Below are 16,379 nucleotides of genomic sequence, written 5' to 3'. Positions count from 1 at the left end.
TGAAGAACGCCGCCCTTCTCTGCCGATGGCAGGGAGGGGCGGTAAGCGTTGATGGCGCCAGGTCCACCTCTTCCCCTTTTTCATCTGCAGGAGCAAGCGATGCCAATCCGTATATTGCCGCCGATTCTGGCCAACCAGATTGCTGCCGGTGAGGTCGTGGAGCGGCCCTCCTCCGTGGTGAAGGAACTGGTGGAAAACAGCCTGGATGCGGGGGCCGACCGGGTCGAGATCGACATCGACAAGGGAGGCGCCAAGCTTATCCGCATTCGTGACAACGGCTGCGGTGTCGCCAGGGATGAGCTGGTGCTGGCGCTGTCGCGCCACGCCACCTCCAAGGTGGCGACCCTGGACGATCTGGAAGGGATCAACAGCCTGGGCTTTCGCGGGGAGGCGCTCGCCTCCATCAGCTCCGTCTCCCGCCTCACCTTCACCTCCCGCACGGCGGAGCAAACCGAGGCCTGGCAGGCCGAGGCGCAGGGGCGTGAGATGAGCGTCACCGTCAAGCCGGCAGCCCACCCGGTGGGCACCACGGTGGAGGTGGTGGATCTCTTCTTCAACACCCCGGCGCGGCGCAAGTTCATGCGCAGCGAAAAGACCGAATTTGCCCACATCGACGAACTGGTGCGCCGCATCGCGCTCTCCCGCTTCGACGCCACCCTGATCCTGCGTCACAACGGTAAGGTGGTGCGCCAGTACAAGGCGGCCAACACGGTGGCGGAGCAGGAGCGTCGCCTTGCCGCCGTCTGCGGCTCCCCCTTCATGCACCATGCCCTGGCGGTATCGAGCGAACACAGCGACGTGCGGTTGTGGGGCTGGCTGGCCACCCCGGCAGGAGCCAGGCCGCAGAACGACCTGCAATACACCTATGTCAATGGCCGCATGATGCGGGACAAGCTCATCAATCACGCCATTCGCCAGGCCTATGACGAGCTGCTGCCCGCCGATCGCTTCGCGGCCTATGTGCTCTATATCGAGCTGGATCCCCGCCAGGTGGATGTCAACGTCCATCCGGCCAAGCACGAAGTGCGTTTTCATCAGGCGCGTCTCATCCACGATTTCATCTTCCAGGCGCTGTTCACCGCCCTGCGCCAGGACGGGGCAGGGAGCGCCACCGATGCACCCCTGGCCGAGACCCAGGTCGAGCTGCCGGGCAGCCCGGAGATCACCTATCCGGGTCAGGCGCCGCGCACCGAGTGGTACGGTGCCGAACACGGCTATCGGGCTCCTGCCCCTGCGCGAGATGGCGACGGCGTGCGGGAAGGCAGTGGTGGCAGGGGAGGACACTACCAGCCTCCCGAACCCCCGAGCCGGGCCGCCATGCGAGGCATGGGCGCCTTGCTCACCACCCTGCCCGAGGTGGCGATGCCGGCATCCCGGCCCGTAGCCGAGAGCGGTGCCGTCGAGACGCCAGCCCGAACGGGGGAGTGGCGCGCCCTGAGCCTGGTCGAGCAGGCCTATCTGCTGATGGAGCGTCAGGGGCAGCTGGCGCTGCTCTCCCTGGTGCGCGCCGAGCGTCTGTTGTTGCGCCACTGGCTGCTGGATGCTTGGGGCCAGGGGTTGGCGGCCCAGCCTTTGTTGCTGCCGGTCTCCTTCAAGCTGCCGAAAAACCTGGTCGCCCTGGTGGAGGAGCGGGAACGTCTGCTCAAACGCATGGGGCTGGAGTTGAAAAGCGGGGGACGCGACACCATGATCCTGACTCGGGTGCCCGCCCTGCTGCGCCAGACCGATCTGGCCCGCCTCTTACCCGAATTGTTGCAACTGGTCGAGAGCGGATCTGACAGTGATGCCGACGCGCAGGCTGGGGTACTATGCCAGTGGTTGGTGGAACAAGGCATAAGTGCCGAAAAAATATACGATTTTGCCACTGCCACCCGGTTGCTGACGGAACTTGTTACCGATTTCAGTGACCAACTGGCAGACGTTCGCATGGTGCGCCCGTTGCCGCTGGCGAACGTGCTGGCCGAGTTTGCCGATGGCAACTGACGGCGTCTCGTCGTCTGTTGCATCCATATGACCAGTTTTATGCCGGTTCGCCCGTGAAGGGGCGGCCGAAGGGAGTGTTTAACGTGGCTGACTTGCCGACTGCAATTTTTCTGATGGGGCCGACGGCCTCCGGCAAGACGGATCTCGCCATTGAACTGTGCCAGGCCCTGCCCTGCGACATCATCAGCGTGGACTCCGCGCTCATCTATCGCGGCATGGACATAGGCACCGCCAAGCCGACGCCAGCCGAGCTGGCACAGGCCCCGCACCGGCTCATCGACATCCTGGATCCCGCCATGAGCTATTCGGCGGCGGATTTTTGCAAGGATGCCCTGCGGGAGATGAAAGAGATCGCCGACCGTGGCCGCATTCCGCTGCTGGTGGGCGGCACCATGCTCTATTTCAAGGCGCTGCTGGAGGGGCTTTCTCCACTGCCTTCCGCCGATCCTGCCGTGCGGGCCGGCATCGAGGAAGAGGCTGCCCGCCTCGGCTGGCAGGCGCTGCACGACGAACTGGTGCGCATCGACCCGGTGGCCGGTGCCCGCATCCACCCCAACGATCCCCAGCGCCTGTGCCGGGCGCTCGAGGTTTACCGCATCAGCGGCAAGACCCTCACCGAGCTGACCCAGGTGCAGGGAGAGGGGCTGCCCTACCGGGCGCTGCAGTTTGCCATCGCGCCGAGGGATCGGGCCGTGCTGCACCAGCGCATCGAACAGCGGTTTGACAAGATGCTGGGTAGCGGCTTCGAACAGGAGGTCAGGGCGCTTTACGAGCGGGGGGATCTCACCCCGGATCTTCCCTCCATTCGCTGCGTGGGATACCGCCAAATGTGGGACTACCTGGCGGGGGAAGTGGAGTATGATGAGATGCGTTATCGCGGCATTGTTGCCACCCGCCAGTTGGCCAAGCGTCAGATGACCTGGTTGCGCGGTTGGCCTGATGTGACCTGGTTGGAATCTGGTGAGTCTGACAATCTGGTCAGGGTCGTCGCCCAAGCTGGTCCGGCTTGACACTCCTGTATAATCAGGTTGTTATATTGAATATCCGGTGTTTAAAAACAACAAACTATAAGGAAAAGAAAGATGGCTAAGGGGCAATCTCTCCAAGACCCGTTTTTGAATGCGCTGCGCCGTGAGCGTATTCCTGTTTCTATCTATTTGGTGAACGGCATCAAACTGCAGGGTCAGATCGAATCGTTTGACCAGTTTGTCATTCTGCTGAAGAACACCGTGAGCCAGATGGTCTACAAGCACGCCATTTCCACCGTGGTGCCGGCCCGTGCCGTCAACCATCACCAGCACGCCCCGGGCGCCGCCGGTGAAGAGCAGGGTGAAGCCGAGGCGTGATATCCTGCGGCGAGTCCACTCGCCAACTCAGATCCATCATGATACCTGTCAAGGAGCAAGCGCTTGTTTGACCGTTACGAAGCTGGTGAACAGGCCGTTCTGGTACATGTCAACTTCAGCGATGAGGGCGAGCGGGAGGATCTGGACGAGCTCAAGATGCTGGTGAGCTCGGCCGGGGTCAATGCACTGGGGGTGATCACCACCAGTCGCAGCGCACCCAGCGCCAAATTTTTTGTCGGCAGCGGCAAGGCGGAAGAGATCGCGTCCCAGGTCCAGATGCTGGACGCCGACGTGGTCATCTTCAACCATGCCCTGACCCCCGCCCAGGAGCGCAACCTGGAGCGTCTGTTCCAGTGCCGGGTCGTGGACAGGACTGGCCTTATCCTCGATATCTTTGCCCAGCGCGCCCGCACTCACGAAGGCAAGTTGCAGGTCGAACTGGCCCAGTTGCGCCATCTTTCCACTCGTCTGGTGCGAGGCTGGACCCACCTTGAGCGACAAAAGGGGGGGATTGGTCTGCGCGGCCCGGGTGAAACCCAGCTTGAAACCGACCGACGCCTGCTGCGTGAGCGCATCAAGGCCATTTTGCGCCGCCTCGACAAGGTGGCCAAGCAGCGGGAGCAGGGGCGCCGTGCCCGCAACCGCAACGAAGTGCCGACCGTTTCTCTGGTGGGGTATACCAACGCCGGAAAATCCACTTTGTTCAACCAACTTACAGATGCCAGCGTGTATGCTGCCGACCAATTGTTCGCAACCCTGGACCCCACCCTGCGTAAATTGGTGATCCAGGATGTGGGTGATGTGATCCTGGCGGATACAGTTGGATTTATTCGGCACTTGCCCCATGATCTGGTCGCGGCCTTCAAGGCGACCCTGCAGGAGACTCGCGAAGCGGACCTGCTGCTGCACGTGGTGGACTGCGCCGATGAACAGATGCAGGAGAATATCGAGTCGGTCCAGCGTGTGCTGGCCGAGATCGAGGCGGATGACCGTCCCCAGCTGATGATCTGCAACAAGATCGACAAGCTGGGGGATCGTCCGGCTGGTCTTGAACGGGATGAGGCTGGACGACCGGTGCGAGTCTGGTTGTCGGCCCAGACTGGCGAGGGTAGTGAATACCTGTTCCAGGCACTGACCGAACTGCTGGCCGGCTCCATGGTGCATCACACCCTGCAACTGCCCCCTTCCGCCGCCAGACTGCGCAGTGCGCTCTATCGGCTGAAAGGTATCGAGCAGGAAGGTTTCAGCGAGGAGGGGGACTTTGTGCTGGAAGTTCGCCTGCAACTGGCTGACTGGAACCGCCTCATGAAACAAGAAGGTGAGAGTTTACAACGCTTTATCAGGCATTGATGGGTCGATGAACATAACTGGTTTGCTGATTTCATCGCCCCTCTGTGGCCCGATAGAGATGATATCCATCCGCATGTATTAATGGAGACGCTGATGGCTTGGAATGAGCCTGGTAACAATGGCAAAGACCGTGACCCCTGGGGGAACAACGGCAAGAATCAGGGCCCCCCTGATCTGGACGAGATGCTTCGCAAGGTGAGCCGTCGTTTTGGCGGTCTGCTCGGTGGTGGCAAATCCGGTGGTGGTGACGTCGGCAAATTCGGCCTCTCCATCGCGCTGGTGGTGGCCGTGGTGGTGTGGGTCGTCAGCGGCTTCTATACCATTCGCGAAGCCGAGCGGGGCGTGGTGCTGCGTTTTGGCGAATATTCCCACAACGTGGACCCGGGTCTGCGCTGGAAACCGACCTTCATCGACCGGGTGATCCCGGTGGACGTGGAGTCTGTCCGTTCCCTGCCGGCGTCCGGTTTCATGCTGACCCAGGATGAGAACGTGGTGCGGGTCGAGATGGACGTGCAGTATCGCGTGGTCGATCCCGAGCAGTACCTGTTCAGCGTGACCAATGCAGACGAGAGCCTGAGCCAGGCCACAGACAGCGCCCTGCGCTACGTGGTGGGTCACACCCGGATGGACGATGTGCTGACCACGGGTCGTGAGAAGGTGCGTCAGGAAACCTGGCAGGTGATCGACAGCATCATCGAGCCCTATCAGATGGGTCTGCAGATCGTGGACGTCAACTTCCTGCCGGCGCGTCCGCCGGAAGAGGTGAAGGATGCGTTTGATGACGCCATCTCCGCCCAGGAAGATGAGCAGCGTTTCATCCGTGAAGCGGAAGCCTATGCCCGTGAAGTGGAGCCCAAGGCTCGTGGCCAGGTCAAACGTCTGGAGCAGGAGGCCGAAGCCTACAAGTCCCAGATCGTGTTGAAGGCCAAGGGTGAAGTCGCTCGCTTCAACGAGCTGCTGCCCCAGTATCAGGCCGCGCCCGAGCTGACCCGTGATCGTATCTACCTGGAAACCATGGAAGAGCTCTATCAGCAGGCCAACAAGGTGGTGGTCGACATGCCGGCTGGCAACAACAGCATGATCTACCTGCCGCTCGACAAGCTCTCTGGCAAGGCGAATGCCGTGCAACCGGCACGTCCTGCGGGCACCCCGGCAGTCGAGGCGGCCCAGCCGTCCAACGAAGGGGCCAACTCCACTCCGACCCCGCTGCGTGGCGGTGATCGTTTCAGCACAGGGAGAAACTGATAGATGAAAAAGCTAGCTATTGGTGTCATCGCTGTGGCCGCCATGGTCTGCTTCTCTTCCATCTTCATCGTCGATGAAGGACAGAAGGGGATCGTGGTGCAGTTTGGCAAGGTGAAACGGGTCGACTCCGGTGAACCGCGCCTGTACGAGCCGGGCCTGCACTTCAAGGTGCCGCTCATCGACCAGGTACGCAAGATGGATGCCCGCATCCAGACCCTGGAAGGTCAGGCGGATCGCTTCGTTACGTCCGAGAAGAAGGATCTCATCATCGACTCCTACGTGAAGTGGAAGATCGAGGACTTCTCCAAGTACTACCTGGCGACCGGTGGTGGCAACAAGATCCAGGCTGAAGACCTGCTCAAGCGCAAGATCAACAACGGCCTGCGTTCCGAGATCGGTAACCGCACCATCAAGGACATCGTCTCCGGCGAGCGCAGTACCGTGATGGAAGATGCCCTGATGAAGATGGCGCGCTCCTCCGAGCTCGGCATCAAGGTGGTGGATGTGCGCATCAAGCAGATCAACCTGCCGGTTGAAGTTTCCAGCTCCATCTATCAGCGGATGCGTGCCGAGCGGACCGCGGTTGCCCGTGAACACCGTTCACAGGGCCGCGAGCAGGCCGAGATCCTGCGTGCCGACATCGACCGCAAGGTGACCGTGATGATCGCCGACGCCGAGAGTAATGCCCGTCAGCTGCGTGGTGAAGGGGATGCCGAGGCCGCCAGGATCTATGCCGACAGCTACAAGAAAGACCCCGAGTTTTTCAGCTTCGTGCGCAGCATGGAGGCCTATCGCAAGAGCTTCGCCGGTGGCAACGACCTCATGGTCCTGAAACCGGACAGCGAGTTCTTCCGCTACCTCAAGTCGCCGCACGGCAACAAGCAGTAAACACGTGTTGATATGACCCAAGGGCCTGATGATTCAGGCCCTTTTGTTTGCCAGCCACAGACCGGCAGGGGATAAGGAGAGGTGATGCTGACATCCATGTTGATGGGGCTGGGGTTGCTGCTGCTCTTTGAAGGATTGGGGCCCTTGCTCGCTCCCAGGGCATGGCAGCAGATGCTGCGTCTGCTCGGGGAGTTACCGCCGGAACAGCTGCGCCGCATCGGCGGCTGTCTGGTGGTGGCAGGTGGCGTCATCTTGTGGGCGTTGGCCCGTTAGAACCTGTGTTGATACGACAGTGGCACGGGGAATTCGGACAATAAAAAAGAGGCCAGAGGGCCTCTTTTTTATTGTCCGCCGGCTGGCATCAGGCGCTGCGCTGCACCGCCATATGTGCCAGAGTGGCCAGCGCCTGCTTGTGCTGGGAATCCGGCAGGATGGCCAGCGCCGCGATGGCCTTGTCAGCCTCTTCCCGAGCCCGCTGGCGGGAGTATTCGAGGGCTCCGGTGCGATCCAGGATGCCCAGAATACGCTCCAGGTGATCCATACCGTTGCGGTGCTCGATGGCATCGCGCACCAGTTGACGCTCTTCCGGGGTACCTGCCTCCATGGCGCGCAACAGCGGCAGGGTCGGCTTGCCTTCGGCCAGATCGTCACCCACGTTCTTGCCCATCTCCTCGCTCTGGGAGCAGTAGTCCATCACGTCGTCGATGATCTGGAAGGCGGTACCCAGGTACTTGCCGTAGTCGGTCATGGCCTGCTCGACGGGCTGGGGCTGATGGGTCAGCACGGCGGCGAGTCGGGTCGCGGCTTCAAACAGCTTGGCGGTCTTGCAGTAGATGACCGTCATGTAGCTCTCTTCCGTGGTATCCGGATCGTTGCAGTTCATCAGCTGCAGCACTTCTCCTTCGGCGATGGTGTTGGTGGCATCGGAGAGTATCTCCATCACCTTCAGGTTGGAGAGTTCGCTCATCATCTGGAAGGAGCGGCTGTAGAGGTAGTCACCCACCAGGACGCTGGCGGCGTTGCCAAACAGGGCGTTGGCGGTTTCCCGGCCGCGGCGCAGGTCGGATTCGTCGACCACGTCGTCGTGCAGCAGGGTAGAGGTGTGAATGAACTCGATGATGGCGGCCAGTTTCAGGTGATCTTCACCCTCATAGCCCAGTGCGCGTGCGGCCATCACGGTCAGCATGGGGCGCATCCGTTTTCCGCCTGCACTGACAATATAGAAACCCAGCTGGTTGATCAGGCTGACATCGGACTGGAGTCTCGCCAGGATCAGTTCATTGACCGCCGTCATGTCGGCGGCACAGAGCGCACGGATAGTCTGTTGGTCCATAAGTCTCGTAACGTGACGGCAGCATTTACTGCGTTTTTAGCAATGGCGGGGATTCTACACGATTTCACAATGGGTTACAGTTAGGCGTTTATTCACGGGGGCAGATATGCGCACAAAATAAACTTTTTGCTAAATTGGCCTTGCCTCGGCAAATCGTTATGCGTAGAATGCCCGCCCATTGTTATAGGTTTTTGTGCGTGTCTGGCCTTGAGCAAAAGACACGCCTTTACGGAGTTAATCAAATGTACGCGGTATTCCAAAGCGGCGGAAAACAACACCGTGTGGCCGAAGGTCAAATCGTTCGTCTGGAAAAGCTGAACGTTGAGACTGGCGCTACCATCGACTTCAACGAAGTGCTGATGGTTGCTGCAGGCGACACTTTCAAAGTAGGTGCTCCTTTCGTTGAAGGTGGCAAGGTTGTGGCTGAAGTTGTGGCTCACGGCCGTGGCGAGAAAGTGACTATCGTCAAGTTCCGTCGTCGTAAGCACCACCGTAAGCAAGCGGGCCACCGTCAGTGGTTCACTGAAGTCAAAATCACTGGCATCAGCGCTTAATTAGAGGAGTCCGATAGATGGCACACAAAAAAGCTGGCGGTTCATCCCGCAACGGTCGCGATTCTGAAGCTAAACGCCTGGGCGTGAAGCGTTTCGGCGGCGAAACAGTTCTGGCTGGCAGCATCATCGTTCGTCAGCGCGGCACCAAGTTCCACGCTGGTGAGAACGTTGGTCTGGGCAAGGACCACACTCTGTTCGCTACCGCGAACGGTAAAGTGCAGTTCGAAGTTAAAGGTCCGCAGAATCGTAAGTACGTCAGCATCGTTGCTGAGTAATTACGGACCGCAAGGATCCGAAGCCCCGCCAACCTGGCGGGGCTTTTGTTTTTCTGATGAGTTTGACGAAAAAACGGCACGCGGATGAGCCGGCGCTGACAGCCCTCATCGGCCAGATGCGCCTCGCCCGAAGGGGCCCGTATCACTATAATTGCGTATCGGTTTTTCGAATTAAGGTGACGGTTACCTATGAAGTTTGTTGATGAAGTCCAGATTCGAGTCGATGCCGGTGACGGTGGTAACGGTTGTGTGAGCTTCCGCCGCGAGAAGTACATCCCGAACGGCGGCCCGGACGGCGGTGACGGCGGTGATGGTGGCGACGTGTATCTGGTGGCCGATGAAAACCTGAACACCCTGATCGACTACCGTTTCGAGCGCTTCCACGCCGCCGAGCGTGGCGAGAACGGCCAGAGTGCCAACTGTACCGGTCGTCGCGGCAAGGACAAGATCCTGCGCGTGCCGGTGGGAACCCGTGCCACCGATGAAGACACCGGCGAACTGCTGGGGGATTTGACCAGTCACGATCAGAAGCTGCTGGTTGCCAAGGGCGGCTTCCACGGCCTTGGCAACACCCGCTTCAAGAGCTCGGTCAACCGGGCGCCGCGCCAGAAGAGCAACGGCACCCCGGGTGAAGTGCGTACCCTGAGGCTGGAGCTGCTGCTGCTGGCGGATGTCGGCATGCTGGGTCTGCCCAACGCAGGCAAGTCCACCTTCATTCGCGCCGTTTCTGCGGCCCGCCCGAAAGTGGCAGACTACCCCTTCACCACCCTGGTGCCGAACCTGGGTGTGGTATGCGGTGAAAACTCCCGTTCCTTCGTCATTGCCGACATTCCTGGCCTCATCGAAGGGGCTGCCGAGGGGGCAGGCCTGGGGATCCGCTTCCTCAAGCACCTGGAGCGTTGCCGCGTCCTGATCCACCTGGTGGATATCTGCCCGGTGGATGGCTCCGATCCTGCCGAGAACGCCGTGACCATCGTCCGGGAGCTGGAAAAATACAGTCCCGAGCTGGCGGGCAAGCCGCGCTGGCTGGTGTTCAACAAGATGGACCTGATCCTGGAAGAAGAGGCTCAGGAAGTGATGGACAGAGTCAAGGCAGCCCTCAACCACGAAGGTCCGGTCTACGCCATCACCGCCATCAGCAAGGAAGGCACCAAGAAGGTGTGCTACGACATCCTGGATCTGCTGGACACCATGCCCCGTCAGCTGGCGGAGGATGCCAGAGACGCCATCGAGAAGGTGGAGTTCAAGTGGGACGACTATCACAAGAACCAGCTTGCCAAGGCGGAAGCCGATGCCCTGGCGGCGTCCAAGGCCTTCGATGATGGCCTGGACGATGACGACTGGGACGATGAGGACGACGACGGCGTCGAAGTCATTTACGTTCGCGATTGAGCATCATGTTCGTGACAAGACCGGAGCCAGACAGGCTCCGGTTTTTTTATGGGAGGATCGACGGGATCACCCTATAGATATATTTTTCATGTCTCTTATTGCCTGACAGTGGCTGCGGATTATACTGCGCACCTGAATGTAACCTGTATGAAACATTATGCTAACCATTCAAATTGAATCGATATGCATGACTGTTTTGGTTTGTTCTTATGGATGGTTCGCCTGATAAAATATTTATGCTTGAAATGATCAATTAACGGCTTGTTTGTGCAGTTTTTTGGGTTATTCTTGCGCCCGTTTTCCGGGCGAGGGCATGAGTATGCAGGCGGCCCGGCTGAAGGAAAAGTCACATTTAAGGCTGTTTATATGTTGGAAAAGACCCTGGAAGCACCGGCAATCCGTACTCGCCGCAACGTGCTGATGTTTTTGATCCCGTCACTGATCGGGATCCTACTGTTCATGACCCCGGTCATCTATGACGGCAATGTCACCATTCCCGTCGCCGTGCTGGCGAAGCTGGTTCAAACGGTGTTTGCCGATCATCTGGTGGCCATGGTCAGCGCCATCATCACCACCACCATGCTGATGACCCTGATCGCCTGGCTGTTCAAACCGGCGATCCTGGTGCGCCGTCCCTTCCTCAACAGCCTGTTCAACGTATCCCCCTTCTGGGCGTGCGTGCGGGTGCTGGGCGGGGTCTTCGTGCTGTTGACCTTCTTTGAAGCCGGTCCCGAGGTGCTGCGCTCAGGGGCGACCGGCGGCCTGGTGCTGCATGATCTGCTGCCGGTACTGTTCTCCGTCTTCATCTTTGCGGGCCTGCTGCTGCCCTTGCTGCTGGATTTTGGTCTGCTGGAGTTTGTCGGTACCATGATGACCCGGATCATGCGTCCGGTGTTCCGTCTGCCGGGTCGTTCTGCGGTGGACTGCTTCGCCTCCTGGCTCGGTGATGGCAGCGTCGGGATCCTGCTGACCAGCAAGCAGTATGAAGGCAAGTTTTACACCCAGCGGGAAGCGGCCGTCATCGGTACCACCTTCTCCGCCGTCTCCATCACCTTCTGTCTGGTGGTGATCTCCCAGGTGAAGCTGGAGCACATGTTCGTCCCCTTCTACCTGACCGTCTGCCTGGCCGGTGTGGTGGCCGCCATCGTGGTACCGCGCCTGCCGCCGCTCTCCTGGAAGAAGGATGTCTACAGCGACGGTACTCCCCTGTGCCGCAAGCAGGAGGCCATCCCCCATCAGCACAGCGTGCTGAGCTACGGCTATCATCGTGCCCTGACCAAGGCCGACAGCATGACGGATCTCGGCGCCGTGGCGCGTGAAGGGGTGAAAAACGCCCTGGACATGGTATTTGGCGTGCTGCCGGTGGTGATGGCCATCGGGACCTGTGCCCTGATGCTGGCGGAGCACACCCCGGTGTTCAACTGGCTGGGGGCGCCCTTCGTTCCTTTGCTCGAGTTGCTGCAACTGCCGGAGGCGGAAGCCGCTTCCAAGACCATCATGGTGGGCTTCGCCGACATGTTCATCCCGGCGGTGCTGGCCTCCACTATCGAGAGCGACATCACCCGCTTCGTGATCGCCGCCATGTCGGTCACCCAGCTCATCTACATGTCGGAAGTGGGCGCTCTGTTGCTGGGCAGCAAGATCCCGGTCAAGTTGTGGGAGCTGTTCGTCATCTTCCTGCTGCGCACCCTGGTCACCCTGCCGGTGATTGCCGGTGTGGCGCACCTGCTGTTCTAAGGGGCGAAGTGGAACGAAAAACGGTCAACCTGGGTTGACCGTTTTTTTATGGGCGAGTGTCAGCGGAAGGTCAGTGTGATCCTGCCAGCAGGGCCTGGCATTCGACCTCGTCCAGCTGCTCGGGGGCGAGGAAGCGTCTGGCGTAGTCCCGCCAGATGCCGCTCTCGATGAAGAGGGCAAACAGGGCCGGGTCTATGTGCTGTTCCTGCACCATCTTCACCATGATGGTCAGGGACTGGGAGACCGTTTTGCCAGACTTGTAGGGGCGATCGCTCGCCGTCAGCGCCTCGAAGATGTCTGCAATGGCCATGATGCGGGCTGGAATGCTCATCTGCCCCCCTTGCAACTGGCGCGGATAGCCCGTGCCGTCCATTCGCTCGTGATGGCCCCCCGCAATCTCCGGCACCTTGCGCAAATGGCGGGGGAAGGGGAGCTTCTCCAGCATGCGTATGGTCTGGATGATGTGATCGTTGATCTTGTAGCGCTCCTCTTCGGTGAGGGTGCCGCGGCCGATGGCGAGGTTGTAGCGCTCCCCCCTGTTGTAGAGGTGGGTGGGCACCCGCACCTTGAAGCCCCATGGGTTGTGTCGGGCGAGATTGTCGTGCTCGGGGCGAGGGATGAGATGGACCGCCTTGTCGGCGAGCAGCGACTCTCGGCAGGGGAGGGGAGAAGGGGCCTCCTGGTGGCGCTTGCGCTCCTCCTGACTGATGCCGAGCCGATCGTCCAGAGTGCGCAACCAGGTGCGGCTGGCGATGGCATCCAGCCTGGCGAGTTTCTCCGGCGCCATCCACTCGCCCCCCAGATTGCACTCGGCCACGAAGGCGAACTCCTGATCCAGGGTGTGCCAGAGGGGGGTTACAGCCTCGAGGGCGGCCTGCTGCACGGATGGAGGCAGCAGGGCGCAGAGCGCCTCGATGTGAGCATCCCGCTTGAGCACCTCGAAGCGGGTGCGGATCTCGTGGATCCTGTCGTAGATGGTCTCGAGTTTGGTCGCCTTGTCCACCACGAACTCCGGGGTAGTGACCTTGCCGCAGTCGTGCAGCCAGCTCGCGATATGGATGGCCTCCCACTCCTCTTCGTTGAGTCGGAAATCGGCAAAGGGCCCCGTCTGCTGTGCGCAGGCAGCCTGGGTCAGCATCCTGGCCAGTTCCGGCACCCGCTGGCAGTGGCCGCCGGTGTAGGGGCTCTTGGCATCGATGGCACCGGCGATGAGCTCAATGAAGGCTTCCAGCAGTTGCTTCTGCTCCTCCAGCAGGCGCTGGTTTTCGATGGCGGAGGAGGAGGTGCCCGCCAGCGCCTCGATGAGGCTGATGCGCGAGGCCAGTTCGCGGGCCGAGCAGTCTGGCAGGATCAGCAACAGGCAGCCGATCAGCTCCTGACGGTGGTTGTGAAGGGGCTCGACCAGCAGTTGGCAGGCACCGGGGAAGGGGCCCCAGTCGCTGAGGTAGCGGGCCCACTGTGCCTCGTCGAGGGGCAGGCAGAGGCGCTCCGTGTGGTAGAGACCGCCGAGCAGCGCCGCCTGCCACTGTACCTGTTCGCACGCCAGCGGCTGCCCCTGCCAGATGGCGTGAACGGCCTGCATCTCGTTATCCTGGGCCAGGAATAGGCAGCCGCCCTCGGCCTGGGCTGCCGCCACCGTCTCGTGCAGGATGCGGCTGAGCAACGAATCGAAGCGATGCTCTGCCGCCAGCGCCCGGCCCATGTTCATGAAATTGCCGAGGGTCAGGCGCATGCTGGACATGGCGCGGGCGAGGTCGTCAATTTCGCGGATTGCCGAATCCGGCCCCGGGCTTTCGCCAAAGTCGAAGTGCTGGATCCGCTCAGCCTCCCCGGTCAATACCAGCAAGGGGGCGGCAGTGCGCCGGGCGGCCAGCCAGATGACGGGCAGCAGGAGCAGCAGACCGGCAAGGGCCCAGGCGAGATTGTGCAGCGCATCCTGGCGCGCCGGGGCGGTGAGCACCTCGGTGGGCACCAGGAGGGCGAGATAAAACGGAGACTCTTCCCCGAGGGAGGAGAGGTTGACCAGCCACTCCTGACTCTGAACCGTTGCCAGGGTCAGCTCGGCGGGGTGATGCAGCAGGGTAGGCCGCGCAGCCATCTCCTGTTGCAGCCTGGTGAGAATGGGGTGATTGAGGGCCGACAGCATGGGCAGGCGGCTCAGTTGCTCGAAGCTTGGGAGGCGCTCGGGATCCGTGGCCAGCAGGGTCCCGACCTCGTCAAACAGCACCAACTGGCTGTGACCGGGCAGGGGCAACTCGCCGATGAGGGAAGAGAGCCCCTCCATGCCCGCATCGAGTCCGATCACCGCCCGGCGATCGTCGCTCTCCACCGCCAGTGTCATGCCTGGCTCCCGGGTAGTGAAGAAGAGGTAGGGGTGGGTCACTATGATGCCGGTGTTCCAGCGCGCCTCCTTGTACCAGCCCCGATCTCGCGGATCGAAACGGTAATCCGGCATGGGGCGCCGCTCCAGCAGCCGCAGCCGCTGGTCGAAATAGAGGAACTCTCCCTGTCCCTGATGCAGGCTCTGGACCAGCAGGCGGCTCTCGGGCGGAGGCGCCTCCAACGCCCCTCTCGCCCGTTCGGTCAGCTTGCGTACCAGAAAGAAATCGCCGTCCTCGTAACCGGCATAGATGGCGCCGTAACTGGTGCTGTTGGCCAGTACTTCTGCCAGCTGGGGCAGGAAGGCGAGCCGCGTCTCCAGCCCTGTCATGGCGGACAGCTGGCCGCTGCGCAGCAGATTCAGGGACATGCGGGCCGGTCGCTGGTTCAGCTTGATGGCGAGGGCAAGCTGCTCCCGGTATTGCTGGAAGCTCTGACGTTCGTGCTCCAGCCCCTGCTGCATGCCCTGCTGGAACTGCAGCACGATGAGGGCGCCCCCCAGCAAGGAGAAGAGCAGGATGAAAAGGGTGGCAATGTGTACGTAAAAGGGTCTGCGACTGAGACTTGCGTTTGTCATGGACGGATCCTTGTCCCCTGGCGATCGCCGTATTGGTCACCTAACAGTGTGCTTGCTGGCTTAACCATCCCCTCGTATGAGCGAGGCGTGGCGCGGCTTCTGAGGTATGATCGCCATCCTTGACCAGCTAATACCCGACAGATAATCGCCATGTTTAACCACGATCTAATCCTCAACCACATCAACGAGATATTTGGACAGGACATGCATGCCAAGCGTGTTCTTTCCCTGGCCAATGCAACCCTCGGGGTTATCGAATCCGGTTCGCTGGCCATCCACGCCATCGGGAATGGTCTCTCCTTGGCCAATGGTCTCGAGCGCAAACATGCGGTGAAACAGGTGGACCGCCTGCTCACTAACACCAAGCTCAACGTCTGGAGCCTCTTTGACGATTGGGTTCCCTATGTGGTCGGTGAACGCACCGAGATCGTGGTATCCATGGACTGGACCGAATTCGATGCCGATGATCACAGCACCTTGGTTATCAGCCTGCAAACCAACCATGGCCGCAGTACTCCGCTGCTGTGGAAAACCCATCGAAAATCGTTGCTCAAAGGGCAACGCAATGCCCATGAGAAAGAGCTGCTCACCAAACTCAAGCAGACCCTGCCAGAAGGTATCTTCGTGACGGTAGTCGCTGACCGTGGGTTTGGTTACATGGAGCTGTTCGAGCGCCTGGAACAAGAGCTAGGCTTTGCCTATATCATTAGATTTAAAGGAAATATTTTGGTTGGTTACTCTGGTGGAGAGCAGGTTCCCGCCCGCGACTGGCTAACGCCGACCGGGCGCACCCGAACCCTCAAGGAGGTGGAGCTCACTGGGCAACGACAGCCTGTCGAGCGGGTCTATTGTTGTCACAAGAGTGGCATGAAAGACGCGTGGTTTCTGGCCAGTAACCGGACCGATCTGAGTGCCGCCAAGGCGTTGCAACTATACGGCCAGCGCTGGGGTATCGAGACCAGTTTTCGGGATATCAAAGATTACAAATTCGGCATGGGTATGGGAGATGTGCACATCAGTAATCCGGTCCGGCGTGACCGACTGTTTTTGTTCAGTGCCTTGGCCATCGTCTTGCTGACGCTGCTGGGTAAGGCTGGAGACAGTGTCGGTCTAGAGAGAACGATCAAGGTCAATACCAGCAAGAGCCGAACCTATTCGTTCTTTCGGCAAGGGGTCATTTATTACCAGTTGCTGCCTAAAATGAAAGAAGCCAATGCGGTCTTGTTGATGGGTAAATTTATCTACTACCTGAAGCAACACCGCTTATATACCCGCACACTTGGAATTATTTGAGTCTCTAAAAATGAGGGGATCTCTGAG

The 16,379-nt window shown here is 60.3% G+C and carries 14 protein-coding genes; 12 read left to right on the top strand and 2 right to left on the bottom strand.

The genetic code is table 11. From position 1 onward, the window contains the following. Positions 1-99: 99 nt before the first annotated feature. The 7 genes from mutL to AB5Y54_RS03545 all read left to right on the top strand — a co-directional run bounded on the left by mutL (position 100) and on the right by AB5Y54_RS03545 (position 7,085). The gene (gene mutL / locus AB5Y54_RS03575; protein ID WP_319887060.1) at positions 100-1,983 is read left to right on the top strand and encodes a DNA mismatch repair endonuclease MutL; all 1,884 of its coding nucleotides are present in this window, start codon (positions 100-102) and stop codon (positions 1,981-1,983) included. 92 nt (positions 1,984-2,075) lie between these two features. Further along, on the top strand, positions 2,076-2,993 hold the full coding sequence (miaA, locus tag AB5Y54_RS03570; RefSeq protein WP_319887111.1) for a tRNA (adenosine(37)-N6)-dimethylallyltransferase MiaA: 918 nt from the start codon (positions 2,076-2,078) through the stop codon (positions 2,991-2,993). Between the two features lie 72 nt (positions 2,994-3,065). Further along, positions 3,066-3,329, top strand: coding sequence for an RNA chaperone Hfq (hfq, locus tag AB5Y54_RS03565; protein ID WP_011704864.1), 264 nt, complete (start codon positions 3,066-3,068; stop codon positions 3,327-3,329). Between the two features lie 63 nt (positions 3,330-3,392). Then, entirely contained in the window at positions 3,393-4,679 is a 1,287-nt protein-coding gene (gene hflX / locus AB5Y54_RS03560) for a ribosome rescue GTPase HflX (protein ID WP_010673194.1), read from the top strand. A 93-nt stretch (positions 4,680-4,772) separates the two neighbouring features. Then, the gene (gene hflK, locus AB5Y54_RS03555; protein ID WP_010673195.1) at positions 4,773-5,924 is read left to right on the top strand and encodes an FtsH protease activity modulator HflK; all 1,152 of its coding nucleotides are present in this window, start codon (positions 4,773-4,775) and stop codon (positions 5,922-5,924) included. Positions 5,925-5,927: 3 nt separating this feature from the next. After that, positions 5,928-6,812 carry a protease modulator HflC gene (gene hflC / locus AB5Y54_RS03550; protein WP_010673196.1) on the top strand — a complete coding sequence of 295 codons (885 nt, stop codon included), beginning with the start codon at positions 5,928-5,930 and terminating at the stop codon, positions 6,810-6,812. A gap of 84 nt (positions 6,813-6,896) precedes the next feature. Continuing rightward, positions 6,897-7,085, top strand: a complete 189-nt coding sequence (locus AB5Y54_RS03545) for a DUF2065 family protein (RefSeq protein WP_010673197.1) — start codon at positions 6,897-6,899, stop codon at positions 7,083-7,085. 88 nt (positions 7,086-7,173) lie between these two features. Here AB5Y54_RS03545 and ispB read toward each other — a convergent pair whose 3' ends face one another. Then, positions 7,174-8,145: an octaprenyl diphosphate synthase gene (ispB, locus tag AB5Y54_RS03540; RefSeq protein ID WP_201920612.1), complete on the bottom strand. Its 972-nt coding sequence runs from the start codon at positions 8,143-8,145 to the stop codon at positions 7,174-7,176. Between the two features lie 242 nt (positions 8,146-8,387). On the opposite strand from ispB, the gene rplU reads away from it, so the two are divergent. The 4 genes from rplU to AB5Y54_RS03520 all read left to right on the top strand — a co-directional run bounded on the left by rplU (position 8,388) and on the right by AB5Y54_RS03520 (position 12,103). Continuing rightward, complete coding sequence (gene rplU, locus AB5Y54_RS03535) at positions 8,388-8,699, top strand: 50S ribosomal protein L21 (protein WP_005304210.1); 312 nt, start codon at positions 8,388-8,390, stop codon at positions 8,697-8,699. A 17-nt stretch (positions 8,700-8,716) separates the two neighbouring features. After that, positions 8,717-8,974 carry a 50S ribosomal protein L27 gene (rpmA, locus tag AB5Y54_RS03530; RefSeq protein ID WP_010673199.1) on the top strand — a complete coding sequence of 86 codons (258 nt, stop codon included), beginning with the start codon at positions 8,717-8,719 and terminating at the stop codon, positions 8,972-8,974. A 189-nt stretch (positions 8,975-9,163) separates the two neighbouring features. Further along, the gene (gene cgtA, locus AB5Y54_RS03525; protein WP_368153253.1) at positions 9,164-10,366 is read left to right on the top strand and encodes an Obg family GTPase CgtA; all 1,203 of its coding nucleotides are present in this window, start codon (positions 9,164-9,166) and stop codon (positions 10,364-10,366) included. 366 nt (positions 10,367-10,732) lie between these two features. Continuing rightward, a complete protein-coding gene (locus AB5Y54_RS03520) occupies positions 10,733-12,103 on the top strand; it encodes a YjiH family protein (RefSeq protein ID WP_201996029.1) in 1,371 nt (456 codons plus the stop codon). Positions 12,104-12,173: 70 nt separating this feature from the next. Here AB5Y54_RS03520 and AB5Y54_RS03515 read toward each other — a convergent pair whose 3' ends face one another. Further along, positions 12,174-15,059 carry an HD domain-containing phosphohydrolase gene (locus AB5Y54_RS03515; RefSeq protein WP_368153252.1) on the bottom strand — a complete coding sequence of 962 codons (2,886 nt, stop codon included), beginning with the start codon at positions 15,057-15,059 and terminating at the stop codon, positions 12,174-12,176. Between the two features lie 150 nt (positions 15,060-15,209). Here AB5Y54_RS03515 and AB5Y54_RS03510 point away from each other — a divergent pair, with 150 nt between their 5' ends. After that, entirely contained in the window at positions 15,210-16,352 is a 1,143-nt protein-coding gene (locus AB5Y54_RS03510; protein ID WP_053288703.1) for an IS4 family transposase, read from the top strand. Positions 16,353-16,379 lie beyond the last annotated feature (27 nt).

Origin of the sequence: Aeromonas sp. s9, from assembly GCF_040907765.1 — a bacterium.
In the GTDB taxonomy this organism is placed as follows: Bacteria; Pseudomonadota; Gammaproteobacteria; order Enterobacterales; family Aeromonadaceae; genus Aeromonas; species Aeromonas caviae.
Note: the sequence above shows the minus strand (reverse complement) of the source record. Positions and strands in the feature narration are given on the sequence as shown.

What these genes read in the sequence shown, in the direction of transcription:
- ispB (WP_201920612.1), bottom strand. Translation starts at nt 8,145, where the DNA reads ATGGACCAACAGACTATCCGTGCGCTCTGTGCCGCCGACATGACGGCG.
- hflK (WP_010673195.1), top strand. Translation starts at nt 4,773, where the DNA reads ATGGCTTGGAATGAGCCTGGTAACAATGGCAAAGACCGTGACCCCTGG.
- AB5Y54_RS03510 (WP_053288703.1), top strand. Translation starts at nt 15,210, where the DNA reads ATGTTTAACCACGATCTAATCCTCAACCACATCAACGAGATATTTGGA.
- mutL (WP_319887060.1), top strand. Translation starts at nt 100, where the DNA reads ATGCCAATCCGTATATTGCCGCCGATTCTGGCCAACCAGATTGCTGCC.
- rplU (WP_005304210.1), top strand. Translation starts at nt 8,388, where the DNA reads ATGTACGCGGTATTCCAAAGCGGCGGAAAACAACACCGTGTGGCCGAA.
- AB5Y54_RS03515 (WP_368153252.1), bottom strand. Translation starts at nt 15,059, where the DNA reads ATGACAAACGCAAGTCTCAGTCGCAGACCCTTTTACGTACACATTGCC.
- cgtA (WP_368153253.1), top strand. Translation starts at nt 9,164, where the DNA reads ATGAAGTTTGTTGATGAAGTCCAGATTCGAGTCGATGCCGGTGACGGT.
- hfq (WP_011704864.1), top strand. Translation starts at nt 3,066, where the DNA reads ATGGCTAAGGGGCAATCTCTCCAAGACCCGTTTTTGAATGCGCTGCGC.
- hflC (WP_010673196.1), top strand. Translation starts at nt 5,928, where the DNA reads ATGAAAAAGCTAGCTATTGGTGTCATCGCTGTGGCCGCCATGGTCTGC.
- AB5Y54_RS03520 (WP_201996029.1), top strand. Translation starts at nt 10,733, where the DNA reads ATGTTGGAAAAGACCCTGGAAGCACCGGCAATCCGTACTCGCCGCAAC.
- AB5Y54_RS03545 (WP_010673197.1), top strand. Translation starts at nt 6,897, where the DNA reads ATGCTGACATCCATGTTGATGGGGCTGGGGTTGCTGCTGCTCTTTGAA.
- rpmA (WP_010673199.1), top strand. Translation starts at nt 8,717, where the DNA reads ATGGCACACAAAAAAGCTGGCGGTTCATCCCGCAACGGTCGCGATTCT.